Below are 13,853 nucleotides of genomic sequence, written 5' to 3'. Positions count from 1 at the left end.
TAAGCGGGAACCATTTAGGTGCGAATCTTGTAATTGGAATGACTCTTTTGTAATTGTTTTGTTAATTTGGCGTGAATTTACCCCTTTATTTTTTATTGATATAGGGAAATAATGAAAATAATTAATTCCAAAATTGGCATAATCAGATGCGGGCAGATGATTTGATCCTGTTTTCACAGGTAGTAGAGCTGGGTAGTTTTAGTAAGGTGGCAGAGCAAAATAACCTTACAAATTCGGTAGTTAGTAAGAGGATTGCGCGTTTGGAAGAAGAGATTGGCGTGCAATTATTATATCGAACTACGCGTAAATTGACGCTGACCGAAGCAGGCAAGGCAATGTTACACGGAGCCAAAAATGTGAAGCAGGCAGCTCAAGAGGCTATGGACGCAGTTTCAGGCTTTGGTGAAAATGTGAGTGGTCATATCAAAATGTCAGTGCCTACTATCTCCGGAGATTTGATACTCGCAGACGCTGTTGCCGAGTTTTGTAACATGCACCCAGGTTTAACGGTCGATATGTCTCTAAACAATCGCTTTGTCGATCTGGTTGAGGATGGTCTCGACTTGGTGATTAGAACCGGATACCTAGAAGACTCCAGCTTGATTGCGCGACACATATTGGATTCTCAATGGGTGGTGTGTGCCTCGCCCTCGTATATCGCCAAGAATGGCAAACCAATGCAGCCCAAAGACTTAGTTGAGCATAATTGTTTGCAATATGCGTATCAAACAACGGGTGCTAGCGAATGGCAGTTCCTGCACAGTAAAGATGGTTGTACCGACAACGATAAGTACATTGTGCGTGTCTCGGGCTCTTTCTCGACTGACAACGCGACGGCATTAAGAAAAGCAGCGCTGGGTGGACATGGCGTTGCGTACGTGCCGCGCTGTCTGGTTTATCACGATATTCGCAATGGTCAGCTGGTGGATATCTTCCCTGACTTGGTGGGCAAGAAGTTGGGTATTTATGCGGTGTACCCCTTTACGCGCCAGCCTCCCAATAAGATTAAGTTATTGATTGAACACATCAGAACTCGTTATCTGACGATTTCACACTATTTTTAATGTTATGAGTTTTCGCCATGTTTTGATGAGTAGAGTCATAGCGTTATAGCATATAAAAGAAGGAGCATGACAACTGCGTGGTATCTGTACACTCTTATAAGTTCATCGCTGAGCTGCAAGACAAGCACGAAGGTGGCGCACCTGTGATGATTCGTATTGATATTAATGCGGGTCACGGTGCTGGAATGCCATTGAGTAAAGCTATCGATCTTACTGCAGATATCTATGCATTTACCCTGTTCAACATGGGCGTTGAGTCTCTTGATATGCCGTAGGGGTATCTGAATCATCTAAAATAGATATTTGACGATAACTAGAAAGCCTCAAAATTGATGATAGATTTTGAGGCTTTTCATATACATGAAAACCAGTCAAAACTGCACCATATTTCCCTCATTTTCACACACTGCTTTCCGTGATAGACCCCGCCATTATTGATGAAATGAAAGCGATTTCAAGCTGATATTTCACGCACTTTATGTTCTAAGTTTCTGATATTAAATTAATAGTTTTGGGTGTGGTTTTTCTAAAAGTTTCATGGCTCTCGACCTAATTTATCAGTGTGAACAGCGACCAACTTTTCAACGCTTTCATTGCTTAATATTTCCCTGTTCGATGAAAACTCAAAAAAATAATAGGGAATTACAATGCAAAAATTTAAGCTTTTGCCAATAACGGTCGCAGTGGCGGCTTCGCTTGCTTCAATCTCTTCTTTTGCTGCAGAAACGGATCTTGCCGCTCTGGAACAGCGAATCCAAGAGCTGGAATCTCAAGTTGGTGATATCAAGTATGTTGATGATCAACAACAAGCGGTTCTGACTGCAGAAACCAATGTACCAGACGGTATCGTCTTCTCTGGTTATGCTCGTTACGGCGCTCACTACAAAAGTGGTGATGAGCGTTACGTAGACATAGGTACAACAGGTCGTTCTGTTGGTCGTTTAGGTAACGAAGCTAACGGTGGTGAAGTTCAGTTAGCTAAGCTTTTCCAAGCAGATAACGGCGCTATCTGGGACATCGTATTCATGGCTGACCACTGGGAAGCAGACGCATGGGCTGATGACGGTGGCCTAAGCATGAAAAAAATGTACGCTGGTGTAACCAATGTCTTTGAAAGTCAGCCTGAGCTTTACATGTGGGCTGGTCGTGACTTCCATCAACGTCCGCAACAAGGTTTGAACGATTACTTCTGGATGACACACGATGGTCAAGGTGCTGGTTTTAACAACTTCGACTTCGGTGGTGCTAAGTTAGACATGGGCTTTGTTGGCCAAGTTAAAGGTGGTTTGGTTAACGACAACGGTCGATACGCTGTGACCGCAAAACTGCACAGCATCAACGCTGGTATCGGTAACCTAGATCTGTATGCGAACTACGGCTTTGCTTCAGATGAAGCTGATGTAGCAGGTGAGCCAAAAGTTAGTGATGAAACGGCATACCTATTGGGTGCGACCTTAGGCTTGGGTGAGTCTAACAAGTTGGTTGTTAAGTATGGTGACGGTGCTGATTCGTCAGTATATGACCTGAAAGGTGACTACCAGACTTTGTATGCAAGCGTTGAAGGTAGCTATGCAGCGACAGACAACTTCATCATCGATTACTTAGTGTCGTACAAAGACAACTCTGGTTCTGATCTAGACCGCGAGAATACGGAATACGCTGGTATCGTTCGTCCACAATACCAATGGGATGATGTTCACTCTACATGGCTAGAAGCGGGCTACGGCATGGTTGATTACGATGACGACGGTGAAGAGAACGCGTGGAAAGTAACCCTGTCTCAAAACGTTTCTCTAGGTGGTTTACCTTGGAGCCGTCCAATGCTTCGCTTCTACACAACCGTGGGTGATGTAGAAACGAAAGGCAACACAGTGAAGACAACTAATGTTGATACATTGTCGTTCGGCGCAATGTTTGAAGCTTGGTGGTAATCACCGATATAGAAAGCGCAGCTCTTTGAATTCGGCATATTTTCAAAGAGCCATGCTTTCGAATATCCATGCGTTTCAATAGTACGTAAATACTGTCCATTTTAGCCCTAAAGGCAGATTGATTAGGGCACGTTATATAACTCCATTCTTGGGCACATTCTTTGTGCCCTTTTTTCGTCTTGAATATCTGTTCTATCATTTGGGATTGCCTCTCCCTCTACCCTCCATGACATCTTCAATACCTCGTTTCATATTATTTTAATTTATCTCGCCGTGGCCCCTGCATATCAATAGCCTCGATAATGGGAAATACTAGATATCAATCGTATTTGATACGCCAATAGATGTGTTGAAATCCCTTTATTGAACTAAGGCTTTTAACAAAATTGACTAAATGTGGATTCATGAATCCATGAAACAGTTTCATGGCGTGAAGGTAATCTGTAAGCGCTTTCATGATTTCCATAACTGGCCTTTTTAGCTCGAGGTTTAGTGTGATGTCACTCACTTCTACTTAGACTTAATTCTTTAATAATCGTTTTGTAAGCGGTTACAAGCTAATGAAGTATCGAGGTTCGAGTGGCGACAATTAAACACGTATCAGAACATGCAGGTGTGTCTCAGGCGACAGTGTCTAGGGTCATTAATGGCACTAGTAGAGTGAGTCATGACAAGAAGTTAAAGGTTGAAAAAGCGATCAAGGAGTTGGGTTATCGCCCGAACTCTATCGCACAAGCTTTGGCGTCAAGTCGTACCGGTAGTGTTGGCGTTGTTGTTCCAGAGCTGGGCGGTTCTTTCTATTCGGGCATTTTGCACAGTATAGAAGAAAACCTACGCCGCTTTGGTTACCACGCTGTTGTTGCGGCGGGCTCGAACACCGAACAAGGGCAGCGCGAGTCGGTGGAGTTTTTGTTGGGGCGTCGTGTTGATGCTTTGATTCTTCACACTCAACTGCTCAGTGATGATTATTTAATTGAATTGGAAGAACAGGGGACCCCTGTGGTTTTAATTAACCGCTTCATCCCAGAAATGGCGATGAGTTGTATTGATATTGATAACGAAGTCGGGGGGCTGCTCGCTACTCAATATCTTTTGCAAAAGGGACATACAGATATCGCGTGTATTACCGGGCCTTTAGATAAAGCAGACGCTAGGGGGCGTTTGCAGGGGTATCGAAAGGCCTTGGAAGAAGCGGGTGTGCCTTACGATGAAGCTTTAGTCTCGGAAGCGGGCTTTACTGAAGAGACTGGTATCAGTGCTATGAAGAAGCTGATTAATCGTAAGTGTCATTTCACAGCAGTATTTGCTTCGAATGATCACATGGCATTCGGTGCCTTTGAGGTGCTGCATCAAGAGGGGCTGTCTGTTCCAAAAGATGTATCACTGGTGGGCTTCGATAACACCATCTTCGCGCGCTATCTGACCCCTAGTTTGACCACCATTAATTTCCCTATTGAAGAGATGAGCGTTGAAGCCGTACAGCTTACTCTACAGAAGCTTAAAAAAATCAAACATGACGTGAACTTTAAATTGCTGCCGACGTTGGTCACAAGAAACTCGGTATCGGATTTACTCGTTACCCTATAAAAACATTAAGGATAGAACATGAAATTTAAGACCTTAGCGCTCTCGTGCGCGGTTGCTTTAGGATTAGGTACAACGGCTGTTAATGCGGCTGACAAAGAGATTCGTTTCGACGGCTTCCCTGATTTCGATAGCAGCCTGAAGGTGTTACTGCCTGATTTCGAAAAGGAAACAGGGATTAAAGTTGATTACCTTATGAACAACCACGGTGACCACCACACCAAGCTAACTACCAACTTGGCTACTGGCTCGGGTGCTGGTGATGTGATTGTTGTCGACGTTGAGAAAATCGGTCCATTCGTTGGCTCTGGTGGTCTAGTAAACTTATCTGAAAACTACGGTGCGGATAAATACGAAGAGCGATTCGCACCTTACGCATGGGCGCAAGGTAAAGGCGCTGACGGCGACATGTACGGCATTCCTGTCGATCTTGGTCCAGGTGTTATGTATTACCGTACCGACGTATTCGAAAAAGCGGGCATTGATGTAGAAGAAGCTATCAAAGATTGGGATTCATACATCGCTGCCGGTGAAAAACTGAAAGAGCAAAACGTACAACTTATTGCTTCAGCGGCAGACGTTGCACAGGCAATTATCTTCACAACGGTTCCTGAAGGTGAAGGTCTTTACTTCGATAAAGATGGCAACCCAGTTGTGACATCAGAGCGTTTTGTTCACGCTTTTGAAGTAGCAAAAGAGATCCGTGACAAAGGTTTAGATGGTCGCATCCTGGCTTGGTCTAACGAATGGTACGAAGGCTTCCGCAACGGCACATTTGCAACTCAACTTTCTGGCGCTTGGTTACTTGGTCACCTAAATAACTGGATTGCTCCTGAAACCAAAGGTAAATGGGCAGTAGAAAACCTACCTGATGGCATCTACGGCAGCTGGGGCGGTTCATTCCTTTCAATTCCAACTCAATCAGATAACCCAGATGAAGCTTGGGCTCTTATTGAATACATGACGACTGACCGTGAAGTTCAACTTAAGCACTTTGAAACGATTGCTGCTTTTCCTGCGAACGTAACTACGTATGACGATGAGTTGTTCCAAGAAGAGATGGAATTCCTAGGTGGTCAGAAAGCGCGTCTTCTATTTGCTGAAGTGGCGCAGAACATCAAACCAGTATCTCCAGCTCAAGGCGACCATGTAGCACGTTCTATAATTTTAGAGAACGCATTGATGGAAGTGCTTGATGAAGGTAAGGACATCGAGACTGCATTGAAAGAGGCAGAGCGTCTAATCAAGCGTCGTACGCGTAATCTTTAATTTGTTTTTATTTTGAGTAAGTGAGGAAGCGTGGGTAACGCGCTTCCTTTTTTAAGAGGTCGTTACTATGAATCATACAGCGAGCACAACGATAGAACCTGCGGACAAAAGCCTTTTTTCTCGTCTGAATTTGAAAGCGCTTACACCGTATGGATTCCTTCTGCCGTTTCTGATCATTTTTTCTGTATTTGGGATCTTCCCGCTGTTGTTCTCTGTTTACCTGTCGTTCCACGAATGGAACCCAGTACAGGGCATGGACGCAATGCAGTTCGTTGGTTTTGAGAACTATCACATTGCATTGACTGACCCGTGGCTATGGCGTTCGTTAAAGAACACATTGTGGCTAGCAATCACTTCGGGTGTGGCTCAGCACTTAGTCGCTATTCCAGTGGCTTACATGTTGGTTTCAATGGGTGACCGTATGCGTCACTGGCTAACATCGGCGTACTTTCTACCGTTCATCACATCAACGGTCGCAGCGTCACTGATTTTCTTCAACATGTACTCTCCTAACTCAGGAATTATTAACCAAACCCTAATGGCTCTGGCCGATAGCACGCTGTTTGGTTGGGCATTTGCTTGGGTTAACGATTTTCAACCAATCCGTTGGTTAGACGATGCGACTATGGTGAAGCCGTCTATCGCGATCATGGTTTTCTGGAAATACACCGGTTTTAACATCGTCCTTTACACCACAGGTTTAATGACGATTCCTAAAGATATTTTAGAAGCTGCTCGTATGGACGGTGCGAATGCCTTCCGCCGCTTTTGGAACATTTCACTACCAATGATTCGCCCATTCATCTTCTTTGCTATCACCATGACCATCATCGGCAACCTGCAAATGTTTGAAGAACCGTTCGTCCTAACGCGTGGTACAGGTGGTACGGGGCAATCAGGTCTAACTATCTCTATGTACCTCTACAAAGTGGGTTGGGAATGGTTAGAAATGGGCACAGCGTCAGCGATTTCATGGCTTCTATTTGCACTTATCGCAACGTGCACCTTGGTTCAATTTTTATTCTTCGGTAAGAAAGGCTTAGGGGAACATTAAGATGTCGACATCAATTAAGACAAATACTTCACCACTAAGTGGCCTAATGCCAAGCGAACGCACCATGTACATCATGACTAAGATCTTGATGGTCATGCTCGGCATATTACTGATTGTTTCCGCAATCATTACGGTGTTCCCGTTTGTGTGGTCAGCACTGCTTTCAACACGTGACCGCTCGGAGATCTTCGGCTCGGGCATCAGCTTTGCGATTGGCGATAGCCTAATGGTGAACTACGCAAAACTGCTGGAAATCATGCCGTTTTGGAAAGCGATGTTTAACTCGATTTACGTGGCTTTCTTAGGCACCACTATCTCGCTGCTGTTTTGTAGCATGGGTGGTTACGCGTTTGCTGTGTTTAAGTTCCGCGGTAAGAACGTGTTGTTCGGCATGCTGGTTGGCTCAATGGCGATTCCGCCAGTGCTTAGCTTGATCCCTTACTTCATGATCGTGAAATTCTTAGGCTTGTTGGATAACCACATGGCGGTATGGCTACCGTTTACCACCACACCATTTGGTATCTTCTTGATGCGTCAGCACGTAATTGCATCGATTCCTAAAGAGCTATTAGAAGCAGCGAAACTGGATGGCGCAGGTGAGTTCAGAACGTACTGGAGTGTGGTACTGCCACTGATGAAACCAGCACTAGCAACACTCGCTATCGTGCAGTTCGTCTTCTTCTGGAACATGTTTATGCAGCCTCTTGTGGTGCTGAACAACCCTGACAACTACGTCATCACACAAGCACTACGAAGTGTTCAAGGTATTCCGAATACGCCATGGGGCGCGGTAATGCTAGGTACCACAATTTCTATTTTACCACTCGTGATTACATACCTGTTCGCATCGAAACAGATGATTAGTGGTTTAACGTCCGGCGCAGTTAAAGGTTAGGTTTAAGGGTTATAACAATGAATAAATTTCAACTTCCAAGTGATTCAAAGTTACGCAGTAAGGAATTTGTATTCGGTGTCGCGACATCTTCATACCAAATTGAAGGCGGCGTTGAAGAGGGCGGTCGTACACCGTCTATCTGGGACACATTTTGTAAGACGCCAGGTAAGGTAGATAACGGCGACAGTGGTGATGTGGCGTGCGACCACTACCACTTGTGGAAGCAAGATATCGAGATGATTCAAGGTTTAGGTGTTGATGCTTACCGCCTGTCAATTGCATGGCCACGTATTCTGCCGCAAGACGGTGTGGTGAACCAGCAAGGCCTTGAGTTTTACGGTCAGATTATCGACGAGTGCCATGCTCGTGGCATGAAAGTGTATGTGACTTTGTACCACTGGGATCTTCCGCAATATCTTGAAGACAAGGGCGGCTGGTTAAACCGAGAAACATCTTACAAATTCGCTGAATATGCAGAAGTGGTGAGCAAGTATTTTGGCGATACCATCGACGTATACACCACGCTCAATGAACCGTTTGTGTCTGCGTTCCTAGGTTACCGCTGGGGCGAACATGCGCCGGGTATCAAGGGTGAGAAAGAGGGCTTCTTAGCTTCTCACCATTTAATGCTAGGTCATGGTTTAGCAATGCCGATTCTTCGCAAGAATGCGCCTCATGCTAAGCATGGAGTGGTATTTAACGCGACTCCAGCTTACCCGCTAACGCCACAAGATCAAGGCGCTGCAGACTACTGTGAAGCAGAGAACTACCACTGGTTTATCGACCCAGTATTGAAAGGTGAATACCCACAGCCAGTCGTAGACCGTCAAGCGATGAACATGCCGATGATCCTTGAAGGTGATTTAGACATCATCAGCGCACCGGTCGATTACATCGGTATCAACTATTACACACGTAATGTCGCTCGCTTCAACGAGAATGGCGACATTGAATCAGTGAAACAGGCTGACGCTGAACACACTTACATTGGCTGGGAAATTAACCCACAAGGCTTAACCGATTTATTGGTAAGACTGGATGCTCGCTACGAAAACATACCTCCAATTTACATTACTGAGAATGGTGCAGCAGGTAACGACGAGCGTGTAAATGGGCAAGTGATGGACGAGCAACGCGTTCGTTATTTCCAAGGTCATATCGAAGCGGTTCACAACGCAGTTGAAGCCGGTGTAAAAGTCGATGGCTACTTCGCTTGGAGCCTGATGGATAACTTTGAGTGGGCATTCGGTTACTGCCAGCGTTTTGGCATTGTCCATGTTGATTACACCACCCAAGAAAGAACACTGAAACAGAGCGCAATTGCGTACCGAAACATGCTTCAAGAGCGCGCTGAGGAGAACAGATAATGGCTAAAGTAGAATTCAAAAACATCAAGAAATCATTCGGTGATGTTGAAGTGGTTAAAGAGTTTGATTTTACGGTTGAAGACGGTGAATTCGTGGTTTTCCTTGGCCCATCTGGCTGTGGTAAATCGACAACGCTACGCATGCTTGCTGGCCTTGAAAGTATCAGTTCTGGTGACATCGTGGTTGGCGGCAAGCTGATGAACAAAGTCGATGCTAAAGACCGTGATTTGGCGATGGTATTCCAAAGCTACGCTCTTTACCCACATATGACGGTTTACGAGAACATCGCCTTCGCACTAAAACTGAAAGGCATGCCGAAAGCGGAAATCGACGTAGAGGTACTAAAAGCCGCCAAAATGCTAGAGCTTGACCCGTTACTAAACCGTAAGCCAAAAGAGCTTTCTGGTGGTCAGCGTCAGCGTGTAGCTATGGGCCGTGCGATGGTTCGTACTCCGAAAGTGTTCTTGTTTGATGAGCCGCTATCTAACCTAGATGCAAAACTTCGTGGCGTGATGCGTGAAGAGATCAAACACCTACACCGCGAGCTGAAAACCACCACGATCTACGTTACACACGACCAGATTGAAGCGATGACGCTAGCAGACCGCATCGTGATTCTGAAAGATGGTTATGTTGCTCAAGTGGGTACACCAACTGAGGTGTTCCAACGTCCAGCTAACAAGTTTGTCGCGCAATTCATTGGTAACCCGTCAATGAACATGTTGGAAGCTAAGTTGATTGAAAAAGAAGGCGAATACTTCGTTGAACTTGGCGATGTTCATATCCCACTGCCAGAGCGCTTTAAGTCTCTGGCATCTAAAAACCTAGCGCTTCACTTTGGTGTTCGTCCAACAGACATCCACCTACGTGCTGAGCAAGTCGACCATGACCGCGTGCTGCCATTCCCTGTGAAGATCAACGACAAGGAATTACTGGGCGCAAGCATTCTTCTGAAAACAGAAATTGGTGGTCAACCGCTGATGGTTGAAACCCAAGCCGCTGAAGTGGACGTGAAAGAGCTGACACTTTACTTGGATTTGGACGCTTTCCATTTGTTCGATGCACTGAGTGAGAACTCGCTAGCGAGCTAGTCAATTACGAGCTAGCCAGTCAATTTAAGTCAGCCAACGAGCTGATACCAACCAACTTACGACAAATTGTTTTGGCTCCTCCTGATTTGGGAGGGGCTAGGGATAGTGATGATGAAATTCGGATATTTTGACGATAAAAACAAAGAATACGTAGCAACCACGCCATGCACACCGATCAAATGGTGTAACTATGTGGGCACATTAGATTTCGGTGGCATTGTAGATAGCAACGGCGGCGTGTTGTTGTGCAAAGGTGACCCGGCACTGAACCGTATTACCAAGTACATTGCACAACTGCCAAACTCAGATTTCAAAGGTTCGACCATGTACCTAAAAGTACGTGATGAAGCGGGCAACGTAGAAATATTCTCACCTTTCTACACTCCAACTCTGAAGCCGCTTGATAAGTTTGAAAACCACACAGGTTTGTCTTACACCACCATCATTGCAGAAGCGTTTGGTGTGCGTTGTGAAGCGACGTTCTTCGTGCCAAAAGCTGACCAAGTCTTGTTGCAAGACATCAAAGTCACCAACATTTCAGACAAAGCGCTGCACGTTGATGTAGTGCCTGTGTACGAATTCACACACTTTGATGCACTTAAGCAGTTATTGAATGCCGATTGGGTTCCACAAACAATGACATTGAAAGCGCACCAACAAGAGTCGGGTCATACCGTGCTTGAGCAGTATGCCTTCATGAAGCGTGACTACGCGGTGAACCTGATGACAGCGGATCGCCCTGCGACGTCTTTTGATGGTGACCGCCAATCGTTCCTAGGTAATTTGGGCTACGGTACATGGGCAGCGCCAGAAGCACTAAACAATGATGAACTAGGCAACACCGAGTGTTTGCGTGGCGACAACATTGGTGCACTTAACCTACGTCTAGGTTGGTTATCTCCAGAGCAGACAGAACGTACGATTGTACAAATCGCGCAAGAACAGAGCCTAGAAGCAGCATTGCCTCTATTGGCTAAATATCGTGACCATCAAGTGGTTGATTCGGCATTCGCTGAATTGGCTGAGCACTGGGATTCTTACCTACAAGCGGTTCAGGTTGAAACGCCAGACCCTGCTATGAACTCAATGCTTAACGTACACAACCCACGTCAATGCCACACCACTAAAAACTGGTCTCGTTACCTGTCTCTGTATCAGCTTGGCTATGGCGCACGTGGCATCGGTTTCCGCGATTCTTCACAAGATACATTGGGCGTTATTACTCATATGCCAGAAGAGGCGCGTGAGTTCATTGAGCGTCTGTTATCTGTGCAAAACACCAACGGTTCTGCGATGCACCAGTTCTTCCCATCGACCATGGAAGCGAACGCGGGTGACTCACGTGAAGAAGAAGATCGCCCGGATTACTACGGTGACGATCATCTGTGGATCATTTACGCGGTGACTCAATATGTGAAAGAAACGGGCAATGCAGACTTCTTGAACAAAGAGATCCCGTTCTACCAAAAAGACAAAGCGGGCAACCCAGTTGAAACGGGAACCGTGTGGGATCACTTGTGCCGCGCAATTGAATTTACCTACACCAATACGGGTGAGCACGGCCTACCGTTATTAGGTTTTGCTGACTGGAATGACACGGTGAACCTGCCAACGGGTGCTGAGTCGATGATGGTAGCCAACATGTACGGCAAAGCCCTGCTCGATATGCTGGACCTTTGTGAGTTGCGTGGTGAAGCGAAGCTAACAACCAAGTTTAAAGATCAGTACCAACAGATGCAGAGCACAGTGAATGAGTGCGGTTGGGATGGCGAATGGTTTGTGCGTTACTTTGATGAGCAAGGCCTGCCGATTGGTTCTCACAAGAACGAGCAAGGGCAGATCTACACTAATGGTCAAAGCTGGCCTGTGATTTCTGGTTTCGCGACTCAAGAACGTGCGACGCAAGCGCTAGATTCGGTTTACAACAAGCTGAACACAACCAATGGCATCAAGCTTTCAACACCCGGTTACAACGGCTTTGATCCGCAACTAGGTGGCGTTTCGACATATCCACCGGGTGCGAAAGAGAATGGCGGTATTTTCCTGCATTCAAACCCGTGGGTGATGATCGCAGAAGCGAAAATGGGCAATGGCGAGCGTGCTTATGAGTACTACCGTCAAATTAACCCGGCTTCTAAGAACGACGACATTGATACCTTTGAGTCAGAACCCTACTGCTACCCACAAAACATCTTGGGTGACGAACATAAGCAGTTCGGCTTAGGCCGTAATGCATGGTTGTCTGGTACCTCATCTTGGACATACGTTGCGGGTACGCAGTGGATTCTGGGTGTTCGACCTGAAGTAGATGGCTTGCTGGTGGACCCTTGTATTCCGGCTGAATGGCCTGAGTTTAAAGTCCGTCGTCAGTTCCGCGGTGCAACATACAACATTCATGTCACGAACCCGAATAACGTGTGTAAGGGCGTGGTTGAGATGAAGGTCAATGGTGATCTGATTTCAGGCAACAAAGCACCGGTATTTACCTCTGGCGAGCACACGGTAGAAGTGGTTTTAGGTTAACAAAGAGAAGGGCGCTTTATGCGCCCTTTATTGCTCTTTCGTTTCGTTAGCAATGCGTTCTCTGGGGGGCTGATTTCGCATTCAGCAGTTGCTCTAGTTTAGCTCGATTATTTTGGTTGATAGGCAGCTTGGCATTGCCAAGTGAAGGTTTGAGACTGGTTCGGGCTAAGCGTCAATAAGCCGATCTGGTTATTGAAAGCATCGGCAGGGCAAGTCATTGGTTCTATTGCAATACTTTGCTCACTCGTTGGGGTGTACAGCTGAACAAATGGGTAGCTCGCATCTTGTTGATAGTGAATCTCGGCAGATGAATCTGAGCGTTTGAAAGTCAGTTGGTTAGTTGTCTTTGAATCAAATTCAAAGCAGTGGTTTAGGCTTTGATTCGTTAGGGAATCAGCCAAAGACAAACGGTCAAAAGCCTGTTTTTCACCATTAGGTAGGTCGTTCTCGTGTATGACCTCAGCACAAGATGACATGGTAAGCCCACACTGTTTCAAGTCAGTGCCGAGCGAGAAATAAGGGTGCCAAGCATCACCGAATGGGAAGGCGAAATCACCACAATTAGAGACAGTTGTCGAGCAAGATAGCTTGCCTGTGATGTCGATAGTGAAGGTGACTTCAAGGTTAAAAGCGAACGGGAAAGCAGGGTGCAAAGATGACGTCTGATATTGCAGCGTCACACTGGCTGACTCTTCATTGGCTACGCTGTTTTTGATTGAAAAAGGTTGGTTGTAGAGCAGGCCATGTACGGCGTGATTTGACCAAGGAAAGTTAGCTGGGAGTTGATGGTTTTGGTTTTCGAAACTGTAACGACCTAAGTTTAAACGGTTTGGAAAAGGGAATAATTTAGCACTGCGGGAAAAGAACGGATGTTGGTTGATCAGTTCATCATAATTCTGATAGCCACAAATAAAAGAGAATGGACTGTTATTTACAATGTATTTATTTATAACAGCACCAAACCCATTGATTATTTGAAGTTCTATACCATGCTGGTGGTTTATTAATGTGACAGAGTCAATATTTCCAAATTTTTCATTTATAATTTTAAACATGTTGATGTCTCCATTTTTTA

At 45.7% G+C, this 13,853-nt stretch carries 10 protein-coding genes and 1 pseudogene; 10 read left to right on the top strand and 1 reads right to left on the bottom strand.

Annotated elements, in window-relative coordinates; translation table 11 throughout:
• The first annotated feature begins 146 nt into the window (after window positions 1–146).
• The 10 genes and pseudogenes from L4C44_RS08265 (at window position 147) to L4C44_RS08220 (ending at window position 12,778) form a co-directional block, all read left to right on the top strand.
• A complete protein-coding gene (locus L4C44_RS08265; RefSeq protein WP_009846145.1) occupies window positions 147–1,064 on the top strand; it encodes a LysR family transcriptional regulator in 918 nt (305 codons plus the stop codon).
• Window positions 1,065–1,126: 62 nt separating this feature from the next.
• A pseudogene (locus L4C44_RS08260) lies at window positions 1,127–1,339 on the top strand (prolyl oligopeptidase family serine peptidase); the annotation flags it as partial.
• Between the two features lie 372 nt (window positions 1,340–1,711).
• Window positions 1,712–2,995: a carbohydrate porin gene (locus L4C44_RS08255; protein ID WP_146492554.1), complete on the top strand. Its 1,284-nt coding sequence runs from the start codon at window positions 1,712–1,714 to the stop codon at window positions 2,993–2,995.
• Window positions 2,996–3,574: 579 nt separating this feature from the next.
• Window positions 3,575–4,582, top strand: a complete 1,008-nt coding sequence (locus L4C44_RS08250) for a LacI family DNA-binding transcriptional regulator (protein WP_146492552.1) — start codon at window positions 3,575–3,577, stop codon at window positions 4,580–4,582.
• An 18-nt stretch (window positions 4,583–4,600) separates the two neighbouring features.
• Window positions 4,601–5,848, top strand: a complete 1,248-nt coding sequence (locus L4C44_RS08245; protein ID WP_060980939.1) for an ABC transporter substrate-binding protein — start codon at window positions 4,601–4,603, stop codon at window positions 5,846–5,848.
• A 67-nt stretch (window positions 5,849–5,915) separates the two neighbouring features.
• Window positions 5,916–6,902, top strand: a complete 987-nt coding sequence (locus tag L4C44_RS08240; protein ID WP_017068577.1) for a carbohydrate ABC transporter permease — start codon at window positions 5,916–5,918, stop codon at window positions 6,900–6,902.
• Between the two features lie 46 nt (window positions 6,903–6,948).
• The gene (locus L4C44_RS08235; RefSeq protein ID WP_017061568.1) at window positions 6,949–7,797 is read left to right on the top strand and encodes a carbohydrate ABC transporter permease; all 849 of its coding nucleotides are present in this window, start codon (window positions 6,949–6,951) and stop codon (window positions 7,795–7,797) included.
• 17 nt (window positions 7,798–7,814) lie between these two features.
• Entirely contained in the window at window positions 7,815–9,164 is a 1,350-nt protein-coding gene (locus L4C44_RS08230) for a GH1 family beta-glucosidase (RefSeq protein ID WP_428804839.1), read from the top strand.
• Window positions 9,164–10,255: an ABC transporter ATP-binding protein gene (locus L4C44_RS08225; protein WP_428804838.1), complete on the top strand. Its 1,092-nt coding sequence runs from the start codon at window positions 9,164–9,166 to the stop codon at window positions 10,253–10,255. The genes L4C44_RS08230 and L4C44_RS08225 overlap by 1 nt, the downstream gene beginning before the upstream one ends.
• A 108-nt stretch (window positions 10,256–10,363) precedes the next feature.
• Window positions 10,364–12,778 (top strand): glycoside hydrolase family 94 protein, encoded by a 2,415-nt coding sequence (locus L4C44_RS08220; protein ID WP_428804837.1) that lies wholly within the window; start codon window positions 10,364–10,366, stop codon window positions 12,776–12,778.
• Window positions 12,779–12,885: 107 nt separating this feature from the next.
• On the opposite strand, the gene L4C44_RS08215 is transcribed toward L4C44_RS08220, so the two are convergent.
• The gene (locus L4C44_RS08215; protein WP_285954810.1) at window positions 12,886–13,833 is read right to left on the bottom strand and encodes an aldose 1-epimerase; all 948 of its coding nucleotides are present in this window, start codon (window positions 13,831–13,833) and stop codon (window positions 12,886–12,888) included.
• Window positions 13,834–13,853 lie beyond the last annotated feature (20 nt).

This window comes from Vibrio satsumensis, from assembly GCF_050337435.1.
Classification (GTDB): Bacteria; Pseudomonadota; Gammaproteobacteria; order Enterobacterales; family Vibrionaceae; genus Vibrio; species Vibrio satsumensis.
This window is presented reverse-complemented; position numbering and strand designations above follow the sequence as displayed.